General features: G+C 45.1%; 18 protein-coding genes. 6 read left to right on the top strand and 12 right to left on the bottom strand.

What is annotated here, in order from left to right:
• Window positions 1-18: 18 nt before the first annotated feature.
• The 3 genes from porU2 (MUK70_RS19450) to porU2 (MUK70_RS19460) all read right to left on the bottom strand — a co-directional run bounded on the left by porU2 (MUK70_RS19450) (window position 19) and on the right by porU2 (MUK70_RS19460) (window position 6,447).
• Window positions 19-3,339: a putative type IX secretion system sortase PorU2 gene (gene porU2 / locus MUK70_RS19450; RefSeq protein ID WP_234654685.1), complete on the bottom strand. Its 3,321-nt coding sequence runs from the start codon at window positions 3,337-3,339 to the stop codon at window positions 19-21.
• A gap of 75 nt (window positions 3,340-3,414) precedes the next feature.
• Window positions 3,415-4,032: a T9SS type A sorting domain-containing protein gene (locus MUK70_RS19455; protein ID WP_244784472.1), complete on the bottom strand. Its 618-nt coding sequence runs from the start codon at window positions 4,030-4,032 to the stop codon at window positions 3,415-3,417.
• A 159-nt stretch (window positions 4,033-4,191) separates the two neighbouring features.
• Complete coding sequence (gene porU2 / locus MUK70_RS19460) at window positions 4,192-6,447, bottom strand: putative type IX secretion system sortase PorU2 (RefSeq protein ID WP_244784474.1); 2,256 nt, start codon at window positions 6,445-6,447, stop codon at window positions 4,192-4,194.
• Between the two features lie 346 nt (window positions 6,448-6,793).
• On the opposite strand from porU2 (MUK70_RS19460), the gene MUK70_RS19465 reads away from it, so the two are divergent.
• From MUK70_RS19465 to MUK70_RS19475, 3 genes are all read left to right on the top strand, one after another.
• Window positions 6,794-7,372 (top strand): collagen-like protein, encoded by a 579-nt coding sequence (locus tag MUK70_RS19465; RefSeq protein ID WP_234654689.1) that lies wholly within the window; start codon window positions 6,794-6,796, stop codon window positions 7,370-7,372.
• A gap of 244 nt (window positions 7,373-7,616) precedes the next feature.
• On the top strand, window positions 7,617-9,143 hold the full coding sequence (locus tag MUK70_RS19470) for a malate:quinone oxidoreductase (protein ID WP_234654690.1): 1,527 nt from the start codon (window positions 7,617-7,619) through the stop codon (window positions 9,141-9,143).
• Between the two features lie 181 nt (window positions 9,144-9,324).
• Window positions 9,325-10,431 (top strand): phage tail-like protein, encoded by a 1,107-nt coding sequence (locus MUK70_RS19475; protein WP_234654692.1) that lies wholly within the window; start codon window positions 9,325-9,327, stop codon window positions 10,429-10,431.
• Between the two features lie 56 nt (window positions 10,432-10,487).
• On the opposite strand, the gene MUK70_RS19480 is transcribed toward MUK70_RS19475, so the two are convergent.
• From MUK70_RS19480 to MUK70_RS19500, 5 genes are read right to left on the bottom strand one after another with little or no spacing between them, the layout of a single operon-like run.
• A complete protein-coding gene (locus MUK70_RS19480) occupies window positions 10,488-11,333 on the bottom strand; it encodes a sugar phosphate isomerase/epimerase family protein (RefSeq protein WP_234654694.1) in 846 nt (281 codons plus the stop codon).
• Window position 11,334: 1 nt separating this feature from the next.
• Entirely contained in the window at window positions 11,335-12,540 is a 1,206-nt protein-coding gene (locus MUK70_RS19485) for an FG-GAP repeat domain-containing protein (protein ID WP_234654695.1), read from the bottom strand.
• 60 nt (window positions 12,541-12,600) lie between these two features.
• Window positions 12,601-13,848 (bottom strand): DUF6786 family protein, encoded by a 1,248-nt coding sequence (locus MUK70_RS19490; RefSeq protein ID WP_234654697.1) that lies wholly within the window; start codon window positions 13,846-13,848, stop codon window positions 12,601-12,603.
• A gap of 16 nt (window positions 13,849-13,864) precedes the next feature.
• Window positions 13,865-14,947 carry an L-rhamnose/proton symporter RhaT gene (gene rhaT, locus MUK70_RS19495; protein WP_234654699.1) on the bottom strand — a complete coding sequence of 361 codons (1,083 nt, stop codon included), beginning with the start codon at window positions 14,945-14,947 and terminating at the stop codon, window positions 13,865-13,867.
• Between the two features lie 48 nt (window positions 14,948-14,995).
• Complete coding sequence (locus MUK70_RS19500) at window positions 14,996-17,245, bottom strand: FG-GAP-like repeat-containing protein (protein WP_234654701.1); 2,250 nt, start codon at window positions 17,243-17,245, stop codon at window positions 14,996-14,998.
• 117 nt (window positions 17,246-17,362) lie between these two features.
• Here MUK70_RS19500 and MUK70_RS19505 point away from each other — a divergent pair, with 117 nt between their 5' ends.
• From MUK70_RS19505 to MUK70_RS19515, 3 genes are all read left to right on the top strand, one after another.
• Window positions 17,363-18,667 carry a UDP-N-acetylmuramoyl-tripeptide--D-alanyl-D-alanine ligase gene (locus MUK70_RS19505; protein ID WP_234654703.1) on the top strand — a complete coding sequence of 435 codons (1,305 nt, stop codon included), beginning with the start codon at window positions 17,363-17,365 and terminating at the stop codon, window positions 18,665-18,667.
• 218 nt (window positions 18,668-18,885) lie between these two features.
• Window positions 18,886-19,437 carry a peroxiredoxin gene (locus MUK70_RS19510; protein ID WP_234607681.1) on the top strand — a complete coding sequence of 184 codons (552 nt, stop codon included), beginning with the start codon at window positions 18,886-18,888 and terminating at the stop codon, window positions 19,435-19,437.
• An 11-nt stretch (window positions 19,438-19,448) separates the two neighbouring features.
• On the top strand, window positions 19,449-20,039 hold the full coding sequence (locus tag MUK70_RS19515; RefSeq protein WP_234654705.1) for a carboxymuconolactone decarboxylase family protein: 591 nt from the start codon (window positions 19,449-19,451) through the stop codon (window positions 20,037-20,039).
• A gap of 103 nt (window positions 20,040-20,142) precedes the next feature.
• On the opposite strand, the gene MUK70_RS19520 is transcribed toward MUK70_RS19515, so the two are convergent.
• The 4 genes from MUK70_RS19520 to MUK70_RS19535 form a co-directional block, all read right to left on the bottom strand.
• Window positions 20,143-20,901 carry a carboxypeptidase-like regulatory domain-containing protein gene (locus MUK70_RS19520; RefSeq protein WP_234654707.1) on the bottom strand — a complete coding sequence of 253 codons (759 nt, stop codon included), beginning with the start codon at window positions 20,899-20,901 and terminating at the stop codon, window positions 20,143-20,145.
• Window positions 20,898-21,734: a TapB family protein gene (locus tag MUK70_RS19525; protein ID WP_234654708.1), complete on the bottom strand. Its 837-nt coding sequence runs from the start codon at window positions 21,732-21,734 to the stop codon at window positions 20,898-20,900. Before MUK70_RS19525 ends, MUK70_RS19520 begins: the two co-directional genes overlap by 4 nt.
• Window positions 21,735-21,795: 61 nt before the next feature.
• Window positions 21,796-22,275: a hypothetical protein gene (locus tag MUK70_RS19530; protein WP_234654709.1), complete on the bottom strand. Its 480-nt coding sequence runs from the start codon at window positions 22,273-22,275 to the stop codon at window positions 21,796-21,798.
• The gene (locus tag MUK70_RS19535; RefSeq protein ID WP_234654711.1) at window positions 22,262-22,570 is read right to left on the bottom strand and encodes a hypothetical protein; all 309 of its coding nucleotides are present in this window, start codon (window positions 22,568-22,570) and stop codon (window positions 22,262-22,264) included. Before MUK70_RS19535 ends, MUK70_RS19530 begins: the two co-directional genes overlap by 14 nt.
• Between the last annotated feature and the right edge of the window lie 4 nt (window positions 22,571-22,574).

Genomic DNA, 22,574 nt, shown 5'->3' on the forward strand with positions numbered 1-22,574 from the left:
TAACGCGCGATAACCTGCTTATTTTAGTATTACCACTCTGCCGGTAAAACTTTTTCGCGTCTTGTCACCCGCTTTCAAATTAAGCTTATAAATATAGGTTCCAGACGGAATATGAGGCGCGGGAATCCAATACCAGTCCTTAATTCCGGAGTTCTCCAATTGAAATCCCCCTTCCTCCAGCGCAGCGCCTTTAAGCGAGTACATGGTCCAGTGAACCGACTGATCAGTATCTGTGCTGCCCGCTTCCAAACGGAACCTGATATATGATGAAGCTGGGTTCGGACTCACCGTGAGCTGATTCTCCTGATCTTCCTCCTTTATTTTAAAAACAATGCGATATGGATTGGTCGATGCGTTGGATGAAGCATCCTTCGCGTTAACCAGCAGTTCATAAGTTCCTGGCTTTAAGCCCTGCGCCTGGTAAGTAACATTTATAGACCGTTCAGAAAGGGACGAAATTTTAAGATCATTGCTGGCATAGGATAATTTGGCAAAGTCACAGTCGCTGCCTTCGCAAGGCTTGATGAAAACATTAACCAGCGAAGTGTCAGGAGAAAGAATGCGATCATCCTCGAGCTTGATGGAAATTGAAGTTCCAGGATCAACAGCATCATTATTCTCAATAATTCTACCATCAAATTTGACCTCCAATATGGGTGCGATCAAATCCTTCAATGGAGCACTCGGGTAGAAATTTAATGCTTTGGCAACGTCCCAATCAACTATCAACTCAGAATTATTATTCCGTTTGCTCAGTTCCTGCAGCGTATTGGCAGGGTCTATTTTGAAAAGGATCCTTTTGATATTTTTCTGGTTTACGAATGAGAGCGACAGTGTGTCTTTATAGGCCATTGCCGCAATAGTCTCATTTTTTACTTCGCTTTTACCATCATTGTATTGTATCTCAACTTGAACCGGCACTTTTTGATCCTTAATGTAGCGCCCTTCATTTGCCAATTTAATAACTGCCCTGACAGATGCAGAGTTATCGATCGTTTTGCCGGCGGATTCGGAATAGAGCACTACTGCATCATCCGCACCAACGGCATAGTCCGGCTTACTTACAGTAACTACTTTAACTGCCGGATCTCCTTGCAACAAAGATTGATGAATGTTCGCAATATCGTATTGATTGGCACCGGCGCTAACAATCTTCTGAGCAACAACGGCCTGGACTCTGCCTATTGAAGCGCTGGAAGTCGCTTCTTCTGCAAACATTGTGTTATAGAGGTTGCTCAGATATCTGCTGGATGAACTTATGTAACTCTCAAACGAATTGGCCACTAAGGCAACAGTGCCCTTCTTAGGCGTTAGTATCCAGTCCATCGATAGCGGTCTTCGATCTGTTGCAGTCGGGCTGGTGTTATATCTGGCAGCAAAAACGTTTCCTACGCCGCATCCGTTGAAAAACATGAAAGGATATTTCCCATTATTGTTATACCCTCGGTCTGCATCTGTAATGTACCCCATATCCAGGTCAGTAACTGTTGCGGAACCGTGTCCGAAATAAGTTATCATGCCAACGCCCTCGTTAACTTGCGGCGTGATATTTACTTTTTCAACCTCGGAAATAGCCTGCTGCTTTACAAATGGTGTTACCCGACCACCGACAAACCCGTTTTCAACAGCCGGTTTAAGCGTTTCAAGAACATTTTTCAGCTGGGTGATTTCACTGGCTGACTTCCCTCCATTCAAGTGCAGAATTTGCTTCCTCCAACCCAGTTCCTGCCCATCATTTAATTCATATTCTTTGACCTTTTCGAGATAGTCCTTAATGTTCTGATCAGTCATTGCAGGTAGACGGCCGACATTCAAAGCGGGAACATCGCGGCTTACGCCGCCCAGTCCCTCTACCAGGAGAATATCAGAAGCCGGAAACCCAATAGTTGGAACCTCGTCCGGCAACTCCTTTTTCATGCGTTCGGTCAATGATATTGATTTTCCGATCAGAAAAAGGGATTTGTCCCTTACCCCATCGGAAATCATATAGCTAGCGAATCGGCGGATGCCGAGCGGACTGGGTTCGCCGTAATTGAACTGGTTATACACATCCTTAATGTTCGCAACGACTGTTTTGAAGCCTCCACCGGTTTGCGAAGCCCGATACGCCGCATATTCAGTTGATCCAGCTAACAAATTCTCACCACTCACAATAATGTAGTTTGCAACTTTTGGGTCAAATCTCTGAAATTTAACAGCACTTACCTTTGCGGCAGGAACTGTAATTATCTCATTTGTGACCAGTAATTTTGATACTTTACCTGATTTTCTGGGAACCATAAAATTGCCAACATTGCCAGCGATCACACGCAATGTGTCTGTGATATCGTAGATTTTCGCGCCCGCAGGCGCTCCCGTAGTTGCAACTCTGCTCAATGCGCTTGCTTGCGGATCCAGGGTTAATTCAATCGACTTCTTGGAAGCTATGGAAAAATTTTGTGGATAACTTACAGTGAAGTAAGCCAGTGAGAAACGCTCATATTGATCTGTGCTGACGGATTTTAGTGCAATAATTCCCTTAAAATTATTGTCTAAATCTGTTTTTTCAATCTCAAATTCCCCCTCCACTCCTTCAAAATTTGAACTTGGCAGTACTTTTGCCAATCTCAATGTCTGCTCGGTTTTGCCAATGTATACTTCGACCTTTCTTTCATTATTGCTCCTGCCATGTACGAGCAACTTCACTTTTGGCCTAACCGAATTGCTAACCGCATTTGTCAATTGTATAGGGTATGTGGACTGCACATTTTTCAAAATATTAGGACCGGTCCTACTGGCACCTTTCTCAAAAAAGCTGTTGAAGAAATTGGGGCGTAGCGGGCTGTTTGCCCCGAGCGAATAGTCTGTGCTGAGCACTGTCGATGCCTTTGCGATGTGATATCCCAGCGCCGGAGTCGCTTCGTTCACTGCCCGGCTTACCGTTTCTGCACGAAGCGACTTGGACGCGGATACGGTAAGGAAATAAGCTGATTCGTCGGAGTAAATGCTGTAAAACGGGTTCAGCCTCGAACTCATGGGACGGTATAGCAGGGAATCGCTTTCTCCGGTATTTGGAACACCATAAAATAATATTTCCTTATTTTCAACAATGATAGCGACCTGTTTTCCTAAGTGCCAGAGTTGCAACTTTTCTGGCTGATTAACCGGGAAGGTTGCGGGAAGAACAGAAAAGGGCACTTTATGCATTCCTTTCGCATTAACTGCGATCTTGACGTAAGGTTGCTCATAATTTATCCAGCTGTTAGCGTAGGGTGCAGCTGATTGGGCGGATCCTTCCGAGATGCAAAAAAGTGTCAGCGAAATAGAAAAAAGGAAGTAGAGAGTGTGTCGGATCATCATTGTTTTTTGTTCAGAAATACAAAAAGCATAGGTTGCAGTGTGTGACGCAACCTATGCTTTTTTTGCTATTTATTTTTATTGTTTAACAAGCTTCCTTGAAATCACGTCGCCGTTTTCGGTCAGGATTTCAACAATATATTCGCCAGAAGCTAAGTTAGAGATGTCCAATGTCAATTTGGTTTCGTTTCTTCTAACCACTCTTCCTTTAATATCAACCAAATTCCAGCTTTTTATCGCAACCGGCAGATCCAGTTTAATTTCAACAAAGTCACTGGATGGGTTCGGAGAAACGACAAGCGAATTGGTGTAAGGTCTGTTGACAGAAACAATTGATGAAATTGTCTTTTTACCTTCCTCAGTTTTTCCATCCGTAACTTTTTCATTATCCACCTGCACCAGTCGGTAATAGCTTGTTCCCGGCAGTGGCTTGTTATCAAAGAATTTGTAAGTGCTTTCGGTAACCATGTCACCATTCCCTTCCACATAACCGATTTGCTCAAAATTCTTGGCATTATAGCTCCTTTCCACAAGGAAATGGCTGTTGTTTGTCTCCGAGTTTGTCTTCCATGCAACTTCCACAGAATTGGCTGAAACCAGTTTTGCTTCAAAATATGACAAATCCACCGGCATGCTTCCTTCGGTGCTGATCAGGACCCTAAGCGCCGGATCTCCCAACAACAATGTCTGATGCATTTGCGCTTGTCTTTTGCTATAAGAAGCAGCGGATATTCTTGCATTTTCGTCCGCACCAAGTCTGAATGGATTTGGATTGTTTTTGGTTTCAATGGCAGTCTTGCGCAGAATCTGGCCGATAGTAAGCCGGTTTTTATCGCTTTGACCGAAAATAATCGGTTAAAGTTCTTGCAGATATTCGTTGCAGCTCTGATTATATCCAGCCCAGGTATTTCCAAACACAGCAACAGCTCCTCTTTTAGGATTTAATAGCCAGTCAAGGGATTGTGCCCTCGATGAGCTGATATTAACCGTTTCATTGAACTGATTGTTGAATACGTTCAGGATATCACAGCCATTGTAATACATGATTGCAAATTTACCTATCCCTGCATCTACATTCTGATCGGTGTATCCTTTGGCATTATCAGAAACGTAACCGAAATTGTAGTCGGTCTGATACGGTGCACTATGTCCAAAATAGGTGATCATCCCCACTCCCGAATTGATAGCCGCAGAAATATCCAAAGGCTGTATCACATCTCCATTCTGGGTCTTGTTTCTTACATCAATGGTTCCTCCAAAAGCTCCTGTAACCGCGTTACCGGCAGAAGCCAGGTTGCTGGAATGTATACCAACTTCACTTAGACTCTTTCCACCGCTTATGTGAAGGACTTTTTTACGCCAGTCCAGTCCCGTTGAAGAATTTTCATAAACTTCTACTTTCTTGAGGTATGCACGAGCCTGTGCATTGCTGATCGCAGGAACCCGTCCCACAGGAATCGCCTCTACATCTTGAGGCTGCCCGCCCAAACTGTCAACAAGCAGAAAGTCAGAGCCTGGGAAACCAACGGTCGGAACTTCATCTGGCATTTCTTTGACCATTTTATCATTTCTTGAGACTGACTTCCCCAGAAGCAAAAGATACTTGTTCAAATTTCCGTCTGAGACCATATAGTCCACAAAGCGACGGATTGCCACCGGGCTCGGCTCGCCATAGTTGAACTGGTTATAAACATCAGTAATGTTAAAAATGGTGGGAGCTTTATACTTTTCGCCTGGTGTTAGTTCAGTACGATACTTTCTGAAATCTTCCGCAGCATCCAGAAGCGTTGTGTTCGATATAATCAGATAATTGTAATCGGACTTGTTATAGTTGGTAAAATTTACCTGATTAATTTTAGCATCCGCCACCGTTGCCGGTGCCTGATTTGTTGCTAATAGAACCAGCTCGTTTGCGTTCGGCCTTGTAAAAACCAAACTCGCCGCTGTGCCATTGATGATTCGTGGCTTATCAATGTCCGTAATATCATAGAACTTTAACGTACCAGCAGGCGCACCGGCGATAACGATTTTATTCTTCGCTCCTTGTGAAGTAGCAGCAAACCGAAATTCAGCAGAAGCCGCGCCCAACATATCGATTTGCTGATTATAGGTTACATTATAATATGTCAGGGAAATTACATCGTAAATGGTGTTGCCCTGAATATTTTCTGGGCTCGCATCGGTCTTGAAACCCAATAAGCCCTTTCCGTTTGCATCCAGATCCGTATTTTCCAGATCAAACGAAAACTTACCGAAAGTAAAACCAGCAATGTATACCATTCCCACTTCCCTCAGATTGGCAGCGTCCTTCCCAACGTAAACATGAATGTTTCTGGAATCGCCTGGGTTTGAAGGAAAGAAAGTCCGACCGTTGATCAGCACTTCAACCTTCGGCTTATCCGTTCCGGATCTTGCTTTCAAGGTAAAATCAAAATCCTTTGTAGCATCTTTCGTGTGGATTGGATGACTTGCATTGTCAAAAAGCCGGGAACCGGTTCTTGTTTTGCCATCCTCGAAAAAACTGTTCTGATCAATTGGTCTTAAAGGAATCGTAGTCGCATGCGAGTACTCGTTCGCCAACTGATAATTCTTTGACTCTGTTCTGATGTGCTGCGTTAATGTGACCGATGATGCGTCAGTCAACGTTTCTTCCGGTGCACGGTCGCCATTAGCTGCACCAACAGTTAGAAAATAAGAGCTTTCATCTGAGTACATGCTATAGTACGGATTTGCCCTCGATGAAGTGGGTCTGAAAAGCAGTTCATCCGATTTTCCGTCATTTGGCACCGCATAAAAAAGCAGTTCATTATTATCAGCTTTGAGAATGTTAACCTGTCTGCCCCGGTGCCAGAGCTGTAATTTGGCCTTATCTGCATTTTTGATCTCAGCAGGCAATTTTGCAGAAGTCATTGCCACCCGGTAGACGCCCTTGGTCAGTGCTCCACTTACCACGCCCACATTAATCTTGACCCATGGTTGAGAATATTTTCCTGCTAACCAGCCATTCCCGTAGGTTCCGCTCCACTGAGCATGTACTTTTAAATCAATAGTGGTGAATGAATAAACCAGTACCAACAGAAAAATAGTTTTTGTAAAAATTCTTGCTCTCATAAATCTCCAGTTAGTGTATCCCCTTTTATATAAATCCGTTGCTAATGTATAAGCGTTTATATATACTTATTCACACAAAATAAATAATAAAGCTACGATAACTTAAATAGTAGAACAACTTTTTAGAAAATATTCTATGGTCATCTAGTGGTTTTCACGACAACAGATAGGCGGGCAAATTTGTAAAAGGCATTGAACATTTTGGTATAATTTTTATACGGCTATACGAAAGCGGAATTTGTAGTGCCGTGTATGGAAGTAACCCCTCCCAAACTTAGGTATTTGTGATATTTCCTATTTTATTTGTTTTAATTCTATTCACTGTTTAACTAAAACGTATACTACTATGCTTAAAAAATTAATGGTGGTCGCCTGGCTTGGTCTGATTGGTCTATCCTTAGGTTGCGACGGAGAGAAAGGCGATGTTGGTCCTCAGGGACCTGCGGGACCTGCTGGTGCAGTCGGCCCAAAAGGTGACTCCGGCGTTGCAGGAAAGGACGGAATTAGCGCCAAGGAGCTTGTGACAGGACAAGTTGAAAGCACCAATGGCGGATATACGCTGGGTAAAAATAATCTAACGGCAGCAGACACTGCAATGCTATCATCAAGTGTTGTTGTTGTGTTCATCAAGGCTCAGAATTTATGGTGGGCAGTGCCAGGAAAAGTTGATTTCGCTGCTGGTAAGTCAACAACTTTCAACTTCATTACGCTTTTGAGAGGCAATCAGTTCTTTATTGATATCAGACCGGTTTCCTGGACTGATGGTGGGGACAAAGCGCCTGAACGTGTGTTTCAAAGCATAAGAGCGGTTATCATTCCTTCTGAAAAATTCCGACGGAATGCCGAGGTGGACTGGAACAACTACGAGGAAGTTGTCTCGACTTTGGGACTCACAGACAAAGACATAATTACGGCTGATCTATAAATTCTGATCAACCCTGTTCCTGAGGAAGCATGATGCGTTTTGACGTGATTGTGCTTCCTTTTTTTGTACTTTTTTAATCCATCCAAGTTTTAATTGCCTGCAACCAAGAAGTTGTAACCAGCCATAACTTTTATTTTTTTAATTAAACTATTTTCGGGGCAAGATGTGTTAACTACATTGTAGCAATTTATTTATTGTACTATTCCGGGCTAGCTAGCCCATGTAACATACCATTTTTTCTCCGATGACTACCAAAAATTCTTCAAAGACGATCTCCCCTGACGTTGTTTTGATAGGGGCCGGTATCATGAGTGCAACTCTTGGAGTTTTGCTTAAAAAATTGAGTCCGTCTATATCGATTTCTATTTTCGAAAGACTGGACCGGGTTACCGCCGAAAGTTCTGACCCATGGAATAACGCAGGAACCGGGCATTCCGCATTTTGCGAATTAAACTACACGCCCCAGCTGGAAGACGGCTCGGTTGAGACGACGAAAGCGATTAAAATCGCGGAATCCTTTGAAGTGTCCAAGGAGTTTTGGGCTTACCTCGTGGAGAACGGCATCATCGATTCCCCCGACGCATTTATCCACAACATTCCTCATTTGAGCTTCGTATGGGGCGATGATAATGTGGATTACCTCAAAAAACGTTTCGAAGGCCTAACCAGGCATCACTTGTTTAAAGGGATGGAATACACGGAGGACAAAAGCGAGATCAACTCGTGGATTCCTCTGGTCATGGAAGGAAGAGATCCCAACGAAAATGTTGCAGCCACAAAAATGGACCTCGGCACAGACGTTAACTTCGGGACGCTCACCAAATACATGTTCGAATATCTCGAAAAACAGGAAGGCGTTAAGCTTTACCTGAATCACGAAGTTGACGATTTCGAGAAAAAGAAAGACGGCTCCTGGATCATTGACGTGAAAGACCGCGCCACCAAAAAGACTTCCCAAGTACAAACGAAGTTTGTTTTCATAGGAGCTGGCGGTGGTTCACTTCCACTTCTTGAAAAGTCCAACATTCCCGAGGGCAAAGGTTTTGGCGGGTTTCCGGTGAGCGGCCAGTGGCTGGTTTGCAATAATCAGGAGATCATTGAAAAACATCAGGCGAAAGTCTACGGAAAAGCTTCTGTTGGCTCGCCTCCGATGTCTGTTCCGCATTTGGACACGCGGATGATCGATGGAAAGAAAGCTCTTTTATTTGGCCCATACGCTGGTTTTTCAACAAAATTTTTGAAAAACGGATCATTTATGGATTTGCCGTTGTCTATCAAACTCGACAACATCCGCCCCATGCTGGCAGCCGGGATTCACAACATTCCGTTGACCAAATATCTGATCGACCAGGTGAGACAATCGCCGCAGGACAGGTTAGAGGCTTTGAAAGATTATTTGCCGGAAGCTAAATTAGAAGATTGGGATCTGGAAATGGCCGGACAGCGTGTGCAGGTGATTAAAAAAGATAAGAAAGTAGGTGGTGTGCTTGAATTCGGAACGGAGATGGTGACTGCTGGCGACGGTTCACTGGCAGCGTTGCTGGGAGCATCGCCCGGCGCCTCAACGGCTGTCTCGATCATGCTGGAACTGATTCAGAAGTGCTTCAAAGAAGCCAAATCAGAAGAATGGCAGGCCGAATTCAAAAAAATCATCCCGTCATTTGGCAAGTCACTTTCTAAAGACGCAGAACTCGCAGCCAAAACCCGCGCCTGGACGACAGAGGTTTTGGAACTGGGCGCTTCGCATTACTCGGAGGAATTTACTGCTTAGCGATACAATGTTTGATTAGTTGATTAATTTATAAATAGCAAAAGCCCTGGATTTAGATTCAGGGCTTTTTGCATTTGACCGTATACTAACCCTATCTCACCGAAGGCTCATCGGTTTCATGCATATTAGTCTTTACCATCCAAATTGGACTTCCGAATGTTTCACACTATTCACAAAATCGATGAGAAAACTGATAACTCCGCTAGCCATCTCGGCAGCCCTTTTATTCGCCAGCCAAAGTTCGTTCGCGCAAAACGTTGGTATCAACACCCAGCAACCCGATCCCAGCGCCGCCCTTGACATTGTAGGAACAGATAAGGGCTTGCTTATTCCCCGTGTATCGCTTCAATCGCTGATAGACAATGTAACGGTTCCCAATCCCGCAAATGCGTTACTCGTTTACAACACGAATGCAGGATTGGGTAAAGCTGGATTTTATTACAATTCCGGAACGTCGGCAAATCCTTTGTGGAGTTTGGTAGGTGGAAGTGCGAATTTGGCACTCCCGTTTTCGCAAACCAGTACAACCAGCGGTCCATTATTCCTTATCAATAATACGGATGCTAATGACAATTCCGTCGCTATTAGCGGCCTTGCCGGAAGTGCAATTGGCCTCAGAGGCGCGACATTATCGGGGAAAGGAATTGTTGGACACTCAGCCTCGACCGGCACAGGAATTTTCGCGTCAGCTGCAAATGCTAACGGAAAAGCGCTCGAAGTGAGCGGCCCGATGACTATTGCAGGCCCTGGGCAATCTCCCGGAAATGGGAAGGTGCTTATGTCGGATGGGAGTGGGAACGCTACTTGGGAGAATATTTCGGGAAATGTGGCTTTTCGGGCGAGTGGGGTGCTAGGGGGAGGTAGTGAAATAATTGCGGGCAACACTGTACCAATGAAAGTTGCTTTTGCAGCACAAAATTATGACTTAGGCAACAATTATGACGATGTCAACGCGGCCCCCCATAGTACGTTCAATATACCTTTTTCTGGCCTTTATCATTTCGATGCACAAGTACATTTTATAGTTCCTATTGAAGATGGTGATGACTATCAGAATTTCTTTCATAGTGTAGCTCTCGTTCTTACAAGGAATAATTTTTCATCGGTGATCGTCGAATCCAAGGCCACAGATGTAATACAAGCTCCATCAGCAGTGTCGACAGATATTCAACTGATACAAGGAGATAAGATACATATTGAGGCAACAATGAATGCCACAAAGTCTGGTACATTAGGTGTTGCACCGCAAGATTCATTTTTTAGCGGACGATTACTCTTCAAACAATAGCTGTACTATATTGGTCAATTTCCAAGAACATAATATGTACTATTTTCGAGCAACCCTCAAAACGCCAGCCCCCGCAAAAACCGCAACCCATCAACGGCAATCGCCTCTTTCGAAGGCTCTACCTGCCTCCATATCGAGGCGGCTTTGGCGATGATTTTTACATCCGGAGTGAATGATTCTATGACGATGTCGCCCTGGTAGTTGATGTTGTCCAAAGCTGCGAAGATGCGGTCCCAGTTGATTTGGTCGCCGCCGGGGGTTCCGCGGTCGCTGCCGGATGCGTGTAGGAGCGCGAGTTTATTGCCGGCTAGTTTTATGGCAAGTGCGGGGTCTTTCTCTTCGAGGTTCATGTGGAAAGAGTCCAGATGCACCATTAATGCTCCGCTTCCAACATCTGCGATCAGTTTGAGGACTTGTTCGCAGGTGTTAACGAAGTCTGTTTCGTAGCGGTTCAAAGGCTCCAATGCTAATTTTACATTGTGCTGCGCTGCATAGTCACCGAGTATTTTCAGATTTTTTACAGCCGCTCGCCATTGCTTTTCCTTTTTGTCATCGGCATAGAGGTCAGCCCGGCCGACAGACGAGTAGATTGGCCCGGCAACAAGCTGGCTTCCTAAAATCGGCGCAAGGTCGATTAATGTCTGAATGTATTCCAGTGAAATAACCTGCTCCTTCCGGTTGCCACGCAAGTCGCGACCAGGACCCGTTGCTGCGCACACAGAGCGGCATTCCAGTTCATTTTCGTCAAGCGCTTTTCTAATGTATTCGGCATTAATGTTCGACGGATCCTCCACGGCGATCTCCACAAAATCAAAACCCCATTCCTTGAATTTTGGAAAAAAGGAAACGTTATCGTTCGTGAATGGCGAGGAGAACAAATACGTGTTGATACCGAATTTCATACTAGCGACTTTGAGTAAATATGCGAACGCCTTTTTTGTTTCCTGTTACAATGTCCAGCAAACCGTCTTTATTAAGGTCCTCTATGGTAACATGCAATCCTACGCCCGAATCATTGTCAATCTCGTGCCTAGTCCAGCTTGGGACTTTGCCCGGCTTGTATTCAAACCAATAAATGACAGCTGGCTCAAATTCTCCCGGATCATTCCCATGGTGGGCAAAGTATCTTTTACCCGTTACAAAATCGATGTTTCCATCGCCATTTATATCTGCGAGCGCAAGCCCATGTGTTTGTGAGAATGTGTTATCAATGCTATGGTGACGCCAGGTTGACTCACCTTTGTCATCCTTGCCCTGCTCGTGCCACCAGATGCCATAATCATGCGCCGATGCAGTCAAGACGTCGTTTAAGCCGTCACCATTCAGGTCCATCACATACATTTGCGAACAGTCTTTGCCAAGATCCGCAGGATGAAATTTCCAGTCGCCGTCTTTTGCTACTTTGGCCGGACCTTCCGCCGGGCCCTCCCACCAGCCATTTTTAACCAAAACATCTTTTCTGCCATCTCCGTTTATATCGCCGTAGCCAATGCCATGCGTGTACATATGCGTTGCAATTGTTTCATCATTGCTAATGGTAAACTTTTCCCATTTGGTTTCTCCCTTTTTAACAGGAGCCTGCAGCCAAATCACTTTTTTAGCAGTCGGATCGTTGCCTAACAAGTCCAGACGACCATCTCCATCGATATCCACGAGCATGGGTGACTCATTCCCTACCGAAGAATGGATCACGTGTGTAGGCCAGTAACCCGCTTTGCCTTTCGGATTTTCATGCCAGACAGACGCTTTTCCCGGCCAGTCGATCCGGATCAGGTCAATCCAGCCGTCCTGGTTTACGTCCATGGCGAAATCCAGAAATGAATCGCTGTAACCACCATTGACAATGAATGAATCGGGTTTTGCGAGTTCGTGTGCTTTCCAGCTGGGTGCTTCAAACCAGAATGCGCCTGCGAGAATGTCTTTTTTGCCATCCTTGTTCACATCGCCCATGGCCGCGCCTTCGGAAATGAATTTTTTGATTAAAACCTGCTTCTTAAATGAGACAGTCCTGTTCTTGTTCTGCTTGGTTTGCGCCTGCGAAGCAAAGCCAGAAAGCAAAAAAACCTGGATCAGGCAAAGCCATTTTAATTGAATTGCAATTGTTCTCATTTATCAAGGATTTAGATTTCTTTATTATAAGAAGAAAAGCAAGCCAATTTTACTGCCATTCTATTTAAATGCAGTCGCAATATCGTACAGACTTACGCCTAAAACCCTCAGTGAAATGGCTCCCAGCGTTTCCTTACTGCCCTCAAAATGATAAGTCCGCTGGCGATGCGTAAGCTTTTCACCTTTCCTGAGAGCCTTGGCGGGCGAGTTGGATTCCAATTCGTAAAACGGCCCCATTTGGGTGCCATCGGCCAGCTTACCGTCATTATAAGCATTAAAAGCATCGCCATCGTAGGGATCTTCATGAATTTCCCAGGTCGATTTCAGATACTTTTCTTCTGGTTTGAGGTTGTATTGAATGATGGTCAGGATGCCTTTTTCAGCATCGTAACTTCCTGCAACATTGCGGGCTGATTGGGGTGCAATGCCTATTTTACTCCTGAATTTCCCATCGGCTTTGAGATAAACCGCTGAGTCTTTCACGACAATGCGGTCGGCAGGGATTTTACCAAAATAGTCGTCGGTAAGCAAAGGTTGTTTGGAATGATGCGTCGAAAACGGCGCAATTATGACCGTTTTCTCAGTAGGCTGGAACATGCCCAAAAGCCAGATCCCTAACATTCCTGTTTCGGGTTTCCAATCAGCATCTTTATTCGTAAGGGAATTAATGGACTCGTAAGCAACTGCTTTACAGCCTTCCAAAGACACAATGTCCAGTTCGGACATAATGGAAGCTTTGTCCAGCATCGAAATCTTGCGGTTAATTTCAACTACAAAAACAGTCCCGCTGTAATTCTCAATGATCGCATTGACCCGGAAACTAACCGAAGAACCATCCGACTCTACGGCCTGGTAAGTAACCGTATCAATGATGGCAGGCGTTTGCCAGTTGGCGAAATCGAATGTTTGCCCCTTTTTGAAATAAACAGAAAACTGGCCGCCTTCCGGTGAAAGCCAAAAGCGCTCTTCTCCGCCAAAAGCATTGATATGTGGCTGATTAGCACCACTTTCGATCAGATCGTAATTGATCCAGCCGTAACTGTTGCCCTTACTCCCACTGGCCGTGCTGGTCATCACGCGTCCCTGATATTCAGGAATGATAATGGCTTGTGCATCAGTATTATCGGGCGCTTGAAGCACCAGCGCATTGTTATGTTTTTTCAAAAAGGCAACATCATAACCGAATGTGCCTTTTGTATCGCTATTCGTTTTTTCCAATTTTTCTTGATCGCTTTGATTATTGCGCTGGCAAGCATTCCATGCAAAAACCGCCAGGATCAGGAGGGAAACGGAAAGATGTTTTTGCATAAACAAACCATTAAAACTACTCTCTCAAATAGTTACCATATCCGACTATCAGCACCGACAGCACAATGACCAAAATGCCTGAAATGATCGTTGTAAGCGTTTTTTTGCTAATTCCTTTCCATTCTTTAAGGATCAATCCCCATGAATTGGCAACCAAAATGATGAAGGCCATGTGCAAAATCCATGAGCTCGGGCCATTGCCCAGCTTACTTTCGCCCATTCCATAGAAGAAAAATTGCATAAACCAGGTTGTGCCCGCCAGTGCAGAGAAAATGTAGTTGGACAGCAGCGGCGCGCGCGAATCGGTGTAGTTTCCAAATGTTTTATTCCTCGCGTTCAGCAGCATACACCAGATAAAATTCGTTGTTAGCCCACCTAACAAAATCACGACATACGTCACATTGTTTTGGAATAAAAACTCTCCCTGATCCGGGTTAAGTGCTTTCCAGGCTGCATTAGCCTCTTCCGCCATCACCTTTCCGGCGTCAATTCCAAATGCAAAACAAGCGCTCAAAACCCCCGAAATGATTGAAACCGTTAAGCCAAGGCCGATTTTGAATTCTGTTTTATCATCTGCCTTATAACCCGATCTTTTGAGGTCGGCATCCTTCATTGCGCCAGCCTTTCCGCAGATAATAATGCCGATCACGCAAACGAGCAAACCGAGCAAAACCATTTGCCCCCAGCTGTTTGTAAACAAATCTGAAATGGTGTCTTTTCCAGGTCTGGGTGAAAATTGATAGTATATAGAAGGAATTAATGCGCCAAAAACGGAGCAAAGCCCGAGAATGATGGAACTCCCAAGCGAAACGCCGAGATAACGGACTCCTAATCCGTAAGTCAGCCCGCCTATGCCCCACAAAACGCCAAAAATATAGGTTATTAATAAAATACCCCCATCGGTGGCGGCGATAATGTCAGTGAAACCCGGAATGGTTAAATAGGCTGCCAGCGGCGGCACGATGAGCCAGGAAAACAGCCCGCCTACGATCCAATAGGATTCCCAGGCCCAGCCTTTGACTTGTTTGTATGGAATGTAAAAACTGCCGGAAGCAAAACCGCCAATAAAATGGAAAATTACGCCGAGAAGAGCTTGCATGAAAATGAATTTTACCCTTGTAAGTGCTTTACTGCGGCTATCTACTTGCTAATTCGCCACCATCACTTTTCGCACCACACGGCTGTTACCGGATTTCAATTCAATCAGATATAGCCCGGTCGGCCAGAGTTCCGTGATGATTTCCTGCTCGATATTCGCATTCAGCTTTTGATCCCGGACGATTTTCCTGCCGCTTACACTGACAATGTCAAACGTTGCTGGTTTTGAGGATTTGATCTTTAAATAACGGGCTGCCGGATTTGGAAATACATTTACTATTGGCCCAGCTGCTGGTTCGTTGGCCGTAATGGTCACAGGCACAATGTTCGTCAGTAACCTGAGCCCGCCCGCATTGCTGCCAATAGCGATATCCGGTTTTTTATCACCGTTATAATCGCCAGCGGTCACTGCGAGATAATTGCCGAATAAGGGCGCAGATGCTTTGCCGTTTTGTTCCACCAGCGATGTTTCCCGATCCGTCCACTTGCCCCATTCCGCGCCGTGAAAAAGGCGGATATTGCCTGTGTGATCCGCAGTAATAACATCTGCACGGCCGTCGAGGTCAAAATCGGCTACGGCCAGTTGCGGTGAACGGCCTTCGAAACTAATGGCAACGCCTGCAAAAGCATCGCTTTCCAGCTTGAATGTGAACTGCTTGCTGGTTGATGTGTTGGTATAATAATAAAGATTTCCCTGCGTCTTACCCACCAGCAGATCCAAGTCGCCGTCGCCGTCCACATCGTAAAAGTGAGGCGAATCGCCTGTCTGAGATTCTGCGGGCATGGCAATGGTCACGGCATCGGCCAGGTTCAATTGGGGTGCGGCACCTGTGGGCGCTTTGTTAGGGATGTAGCGATATTCAAGTTTTAATGTTGTAGTCGAAGTGGCTGCGAAACCCAGATCCGCGACGCCATCACCATTGAAATCAGCCCATTGCGGCTTAATGTTGTAAACTGCGATGGCGGATGCCAGATTGAGATAATTTTCCGACTCGACTTCATATGCCGGCGCTGTGTTATTTCCGGTATTTTTCAAAAGCCAGAAACCTCCTTTGAAACCCGTCTGGCCGGGGATTCCGCCAGTGCCGATGAGCACATCCAGGTCGCCGTCACCGTCAATATCAAAAAACGAAGGCGCTGCATTTTCCCCAACGTCCAGCATTTGATCCTGTAAGAAATTCTTTTTTGCCAATTTAAAATCTGGCTTTGTATCCGTTCCTGCGTTGCGATAAAACCAACCGGAAGACTTGAAATCGGTGAGATTACCATCATTCGAGGGCACATTGGGAGCGATGAGCAGGTCTTTTTTTCCATCAAAATCCACATCTTCCATAAATGCTGCCGGGAAAATGTGAAGAAGCACCGGGTTAACCGCCGGATAAGTGTTGGTGTAAGCTGTAAAATTGCCAATAAGGCCTGCCGCGGAATTGGTTAAAAATGAAATGTGCTCGTTGCTGACGTGGCCGACCAAAAGATCTTTTTTACCATCCCCATTCAGGTCCTGCAACAAAATAGAATTTCCCGCATGCATTTCGCGGTTACCCGACTTAACAGTCACACCGCAATCCAGCCCGAAATCGAAACCCTCGTTCGCGCCTTTGTGAAAATTTCCCCAGCAATCACCATTACGCTGAAAAACAGGACTTTGGGCACTACCCAGACTATCCGGCTTGCCGAATTTCTCCATGCTTAAATTCTGGTGCAGCTCAATGTAATTTCCGGAAAAATCAAACAGCAACAAGTCCAGATCGCCATCGTCATCCACATCCACAATGCCCGGAATGTCCGTTCCTGAAACCTGCAAATTGATATTTCCCGAAAAACCCTTGGTATAAAGCACTTCCTGCATTTGCCTGAATGTCCAGGATTGCGCGGTTTTCACTTGCCTGTAAACGCTGACCCCTAACGATGTGCTCGTAAAAAGGTCCTTGTGGCCGTCGCCGTCATAATCCGCCAGGATCATCCAGTTATCCGCTTTCGGGAAAAGGGATTCGTAATAAGGTGTGTGAATAAATGTCTTTTTGCCTGGATTAAGCGGATCGGCTGCGGCCAGGAATGTAGTGATTTTGCTGTTGGTCCGGTCATATACGACCAAATCTTCGTCTGCGTCATTGTTCAGGTGCATTTTCAGGAACTGCGAAGCATTAAGGCCGCCAGCCCAGGGGTTGGTCAGTTTCGCACCTTTGGAATTTACGCTGGTCAGTGTGTCAATTTTGAACCACGACTTTTGTGAAAAAGCATTTGAAAGCGTTACAATGGAAAAAATGAAGAGTAAAAAGGAGGTAAATTTCGTTCGCATCGTTGAGGAATAATCTATTAGTTTTGCAGGTCCTGCGCGAAGCCGCACCTCGCTTATTTTTGGCTTTTTAAACCTAACGAAATAAGCGCTTATAACTTTATAATGATTTGACATTTCATGTATACTTCAACCGAAACGCTCTACAACTACTTCCAAACCGGCGCCACCATTGCTACCGACACCCGCAAAATCAGCGATGGATGCCTTTTTTTTGCGTTGAAAGGCGAAAATTTTGATGGCAACCAATTCGCGGCGGAAGCATTGAAGAAAGGTGCCGCCTATGCCGTCGTCGATGATCCGGAAGTGGTTGCCAACGAGCAGTTTTTACTGGTTGAAAATGTGCTGGAAGCATTGCAGGATTTGGCACGGCATCACCGCAAAACATTCACATTTCCGGTAATTGCCTTAACCGGCTCGAACGGAAAAACCACAACAAAGGAACTGGTTGCAAAGGTGTTATCTATGAAATATAACACTTACGCAACCAAGGGCAATCTGAACAACCATATTGGCGTGCCGCTTTCGATCCTGTCTATTGATCCGGCCAAACACGAAATGGCGGTGATAGAAATGGGCGCAAACCATCAGCAAGAAATTGCGCTGCTCAGCACTATTGCCATTCCCACACACGGATTGATTACCAACATTGGCAAGGCTCATCTGGAAGGTTTCGGAGGGATAACGGGCATTATGAAGGGAAAAGGAGAGCTTTTTGATTTTCTTTCCAAGAAGAAAGGCACTGTTTTCGTGAACACGACAGATGATGTGGTGATGGAAATGGCCAGCAAACGCCGGGCATTTGGGGAAATCGTTTTTTATTGCTCGGAGAATAGTGCGGTTAATCCGGTTTTGATGCAGGAAAGTCCTTTTGTAATTTATCAAATCAATGGAAAAACGGTTTCCACGCAACTGACGGGCGGCTACAACTTCAATAATATGTGCGCTGCGTTGGCCATTGGAAAGCATTTTGGCGTTGAAGATAGTGATGCTAACGAGGCCGTAGCAACGTATAAGCCGGATAATAACCGGTCGCAGATCGTTAAGAAGGGCAGCAATACGGTGATTATGGATGCTTACAATGCCAATCCCTCCTCCATGTCAGCCGCTGTCGCCAACTTCGCGAGCATTGATGCGCCGAAAAAAATGCTGATCCTGGGTGATATGTTCGAGCTGGGAGCCGCTGCGCCTGAGGAACATCTGGAACTGGGCAAACAGATTGCAGACTATAAATTTGATATTGTGATCCTGGCGGGCAGCCTTATGCAACACGCACTGCCTGCTCTCCCGAAGGCTTATTACTTTCCTGATAAATTTTCACTGCACAACTGGGTGATGGACAACCCGCAGGAAAATACATACATTCTCATTAAAGGCTCACGTGGAATGGCACTAGAAACTGTACTGAACCTGATGCCCGAATGAGATTTATAATTTAAGTAATTATTAGTTTAATTATATTGGTCGAATCTATTCGATTATTGACAAAACTGATAACTATCAGTTTTTGATAAATAAAATCAAATTCATTTGATTCCAACAACTCTTTCTTTTTATAGTACCAACCCAAAAGTTGCCTGGCGCAAGCTCCATTTGTAGTTTTGTAACACAAAAAAGTACAAATTACAAACCAACGCACAATCATGGCAAATAGACTTTTATCCGTGGGATCAACATTCCCTGAGTTCAAAAAAACATCTGTTGTTTCTCTTGAAAAAGGAAATGAATTCTACGATATTACCTCAGAAGATCACAAAAATGCTGAAAAGTGGATGGTGATGTTCTGGTGGCCTAAAGACTTCACTTTCGTGTGCCCTACCGAGATCGCTGAGTTTGGAAAGCACGTTGAAGACTTCGCTGACCGCGATACAATGTTGATCGGCGCTTCTACTGACAGCGAGTTTGTTCACCTGGCGTGGCGCAAAAACCATGACGATCTTCGCGACCTGCAATTCCCGATGCTGGCGGATACTTCTAAGTCTCTTGCAGAAGAGCTTGGTATACTTGAAGCAAACGAAAAAATCGCTTACCGTGTAACTTATATCGTTGACCCACAAGGAATTATTCGCTGGGTAAGTGTAAACGACCTTTCTGTTGGCCGCAATGTAAACGAAGTGATCCGCGTTTTGGATGCTTTGCAAACGGACGAACTTTGCCCTTGCAACTGGGTTAAAGGAGAGGCAACATTAGCATAATCACAACCAAAATGTATCCATTCGCAACAACAGGAAATACAAAAGATTCCCTGTATAAAGAAGTGAACCTGCCAGCCGAATTTGAAAGCGTGCTGATCAACAAGCTGGCAGCTCTGGACCACCGTTATCTCAAAGATTTGAAGATCAACGTTGGAAATGTGTTGAAATCGCAAACATTAAACCGCAAAGAGGCACTTTTGATCGCACTTTCTGTGGCAGTTAACGAGAAAAACGCAGCGCTGATCGCCGCGCTCGAAGAATTGGCAGCAGCAGAAGGCGCTGACGAAAAAGAAATCGCGGAAGTAACAGCCTGTGTTTCTTTGATGAATGCGAACAATGTGTTCTATCGTTTCAGGCATTTCATGCACAAAGAATTCTATGATAATGCTCCTGCCGGAATCAAAATGAGCATTATGGTAAACCCTGTCCTGGGCAAAGAATTTTTTGAACTGCTTAGTCTCGTAGTTTCTGCATTAAACGGTTGTGAAATGTGCGTAACCTCACACGAACAATCCGTGCTGAACCATGGTGGAACACCTGCGCGTATTTTCGATGCGGTTAGGGTTGGTGCGATTTTTAAAAGCTTTACTGTATTGATATGAATTAAAAACTTACCAAGTCTTGAAGACTTGGTAAGTTTGCACTACTACTCTTTACTCCGTACTCTTTAAGGTGCCAGACTTGCTAAAACCAAGCAAGTCTTTTTTATTCCGAATAGCTGATAAAGGCAATGTTATTCCCCCACATGGTGTGCGGTTCGAAATCAATCGTGAGTTCATCCGTGTATTCATCTTCAGAAAAATGCTTTCTCAGCTTTAACGGTATTTCCCCAGCTTCTCCGTTGTAATAAGCTGTCATTATATATCTGCCTAAAGGAATATCAACCAGTTTGCCATAATCATTCGTGTAAGGCTTCCCATGCTTCATTTTGAGCGTTTTCCCCTTTGAGCCGTCGATCAGATTTCCAACCGGGACGAGCGTAAATTCGATATTCTCTGAGTCATAGACAGCGCTCATCACGTCTTTATTGACCTCAATGGTAACACCATAATAACCTTGCGCCTCAATCGGTCGCCTGCCAGTCAGCTTCCACTGAAAATTCCGCACGGCCCCATCAATGCTGAATGCTTCATACACATCGGGGTCAAGGTCAAATTCGTATTCCCGGCCATTGTATTTCTTTACAATGTGTGCTGAGGCCATAAAAGTGCCGACTTTTGGTAACTGGATCTTGTAATTACCATTCTCATCCGAGCTTCCAATCGAATAGGAAGCATGAATCATCGTGTTGTCAACCACCACTTTTACGCCCTGCATCGGGGACCCGTCTGTGTTGGTGACCTTTCCGGTTGCATAACCTTCTTCCAGGCCTGCCTCATCCGGCGAAGGCCCGTCGGTGTCATGGCAGGCCATGGCGATCAGCATAATGCAGGCCCATTGAAGCAATAGGGAAATGCGCTTCATTGCTTCGTAATTTTCTGCAATTCAGTGGTTGAAACCGCATCGCCGGTAGTCTCGACGGTTTTTACTATGCCAACACCCGGAGCTGTCCAGAGCTCAACCGTGTATTCATCCTCCCGCTCTTCCATGGGAATAGCAAGGCTTGTTAACTTCAAATACGTTTCGTATTTGTATTCCCATTTGCTGCAATTGAATGTTCCTGCGGGTGTCGTTATCGTTTCCTGCTTGGTTACTTTGCCATCCAGGTAAGTAATTTTAGCCTGGAAATCCGCTTCAATAGAGTCGTTTTCATCAATAGGGATCAGGAGTTCCAGCTTAATCTCCATGGGTTCCTTGCTGAATGTAATGTTGCTGCCGACGGTGCCTTTGTTCTCCATAATCTGCTTTTGCGGAAAACCTTTGAGAACAACGTCTTTGATAACACCAAACTCTTCGACGTTTTCATAAATGGCATTTATTCCATCCTCATAAAACAGCTCGTAGGTCGTCAGTCCGCCTTTGCTGAACGCCCTGTTCTTGGTCGTCACGAATACATTGCCTTCCTGGATTTTATTTTCAATGTCGTAAACTGCGATGCCTGAAGAATCTTTCACACCCAGCACTTTCAGCACGGAACTGCTTTTTGTGCCGTCAGTGTCTGTGATTTTGTAATCGTAAACCTGATCTTTTTGTGGCAAAAAACCTTTGTCTTCGGCTGGGGGATTGCCGTCGTCGGGCTTAACGTCGTCCTTGTCGCCCTTACAGGATACAAATGAAACCGCTGTAATGGCCAGGGAGAAAAACGCCAGACGGGTCCGGCGGGCAAATGCAAAGGAAGGCTGATTTTTATTTAACATGACTTTTGAAGGATTAAAATGTTTAATAAAACGGGATTATATATACGTAGTCAAATAATGCTTACCGGAATCTCAGGACCAGGTGGACCATGAGCATCAGAAAGCCGGAAATGGATAGGTAACCTCTGATCAAAATAAACTTCAGCCATTCGCTCCTTGCCTGATTGAAGCCCGTTTCCGTATTCAAGGTGCTGCCGTTGATCAATGCATTAACGGGCTCGCTAAACTTCAATATCAACGCCATATCCGCTACCAAAAGCAGAAATGCAATCAAAACGGGTGCATAGGAAAGAAATCCGGCACTTTTATCACTCAGCAAAAACCAGATAAACATGACGGCTAACGCGGACAAATACAGCACTTTGAATTTGCCACGCACAATCGGATCAACGGCTTTGCGAAGCACTATAAAGTCTTCGGCTGGAATGTTGTACAAAGCTTTCCCAAAACCAAAGTGGTAAAATGCACCCTGGGCTGCGATAAGAAAGTAAAGCGTAATGCCAATGATCCGAACCAGAGCGGTTAATTCAATTGATTTCATATAATTTCAGAATAGAGGCCTTTGTCGAATCCCTCGATAGTTCCGAGGCCAGTTTTTTGTTCAGGTATCTTCTTACCGAAACTTTGGTAATGTCCAGGTTTGCAGGCTCGGTCACCGTTGAAACCAGGTGATTGCTGTTTGCGTAATAGCGAACGATTGTCCCGCTTTTCCCCGGCATATTTTCTGTAACCCAAAAACCGGTTTCAGGATACGGCTGCCGCAACGCCTTTTTCTGCGGCTTTGTGTTGAACTGCGTGCTTGCGACCATCAGCAAGGCCGCAAGCACTATTTGCATCTTA

Origin of the sequence: Dyadobacter chenwenxiniae (assembly GCF_022869785.1) — a bacterium.
GTDB classification, from domain to species: Bacteria; Bacteroidota; Bacteroidia; order Cytophagales; family Spirosomataceae; genus Dyadobacter; species Dyadobacter chenwenxiniae.

Excerpts from the sequence above, each read along its gene's own strand:
- porU2 (WP_234654685.1), bottom strand. The coding sequence starts at position 3,339 with ATGATGATCCGACACACTCTCTACTTCCTTTTTTCTATTTCGCTGACA.
- MUK70_RS19455 (WP_244784472.1), bottom strand. The coding sequence starts at position 4,032 with ATGCATCAGACATTGTTGTTGGGAGATCCGGCGCTTAGGGTCCTGATC.
- porU2 (WP_244784474.1), bottom strand. The coding sequence starts at position 6,447 with ATGAGAGCAAGAATTTTTACAAAAACTATTTTTCTGTTGGTACTGGTT.
- MUK70_RS19465 (WP_234654689.1), top strand. The coding sequence starts at position 6,794 with ATGCTTAAAAAATTAATGGTGGTCGCCTGGCTTGGTCTGATTGGTCTA.
- MUK70_RS19470 (WP_234654690.1), top strand. The coding sequence starts at position 7,617 with ATGACTACCAAAAATTCTTCAAAGACGATCTCCCCTGACGTTGTTTTG.
- MUK70_RS19475 (WP_234654692.1), top strand. The coding sequence starts at position 9,325 with ATGAGAAAACTGATAACTCCGCTAGCCATCTCGGCAGCCCTTTTATTC.
- MUK70_RS19480 (WP_234654694.1), bottom strand. The coding sequence starts at position 11,333 with ATGAAATTCGGTATCAACACGTATTTGTTCTCCTCGCCATTCACGAAC.
- MUK70_RS19485 (WP_234654695.1), bottom strand. The coding sequence starts at position 12,540 with ATGAGAACAATTGCAATTCAATTAAAATGGCTTTGCCTGATCCAGGTT.
- MUK70_RS19490 (WP_234654697.1), bottom strand. The coding sequence starts at position 13,848 with ATGCAAAAACATCTTTCCGTTTCCCTCCTGATCCTGGCGGTTTTTGCA.
- rhaT (WP_234654699.1), bottom strand. The coding sequence starts at position 14,947 with ATGCAAGCTCTTCTCGGCGTAATTTTCCATTTTATTGGCGGTTTTGCT.
- MUK70_RS19500 (WP_234654701.1), bottom strand. The coding sequence starts at position 17,245 with ATGCGAACGAAATTTACCTCCTTTTTACTCTTCATTTTTTCCATTGTA.
- MUK70_RS19505 (WP_234654703.1), top strand. The coding sequence starts at position 17,363 with ATGTATACTTCAACCGAAACGCTCTACAACTACTTCCAAACCGGCGCC.
- MUK70_RS19510 (WP_234607681.1), top strand. The coding sequence starts at position 18,886 with ATGGCAAATAGACTTTTATCCGTGGGATCAACATTCCCTGAGTTCAAA.
- MUK70_RS19515 (WP_234654705.1), top strand. The coding sequence starts at position 19,449 with ATGTATCCATTCGCAACAACAGGAAATACAAAAGATTCCCTGTATAAA.
- MUK70_RS19520 (WP_234654707.1), bottom strand. The coding sequence starts at position 20,901 with ATGAAGCGCATTTCCCTATTGCTTCAATGGGCCTGCATTATGCTGATC.
- MUK70_RS19525 (WP_234654708.1), bottom strand. The coding sequence starts at position 21,734 with ATGTTAAATAAAAATCAGCCTTCCTTTGCATTTGCCCGCCGGACCCGT.
- MUK70_RS19530 (WP_234654709.1), bottom strand. The coding sequence starts at position 22,275 with ATGAAATCAATTGAATTAACCGCTCTGGTTCGGATCATTGGCATTACG.
- MUK70_RS19535 (WP_234654711.1), bottom strand. The coding sequence starts at position 22,570 with ATGCAAATAGTGCTTGCGGCCTTGCTGATGGTCGCAAGCACGCAGTTC.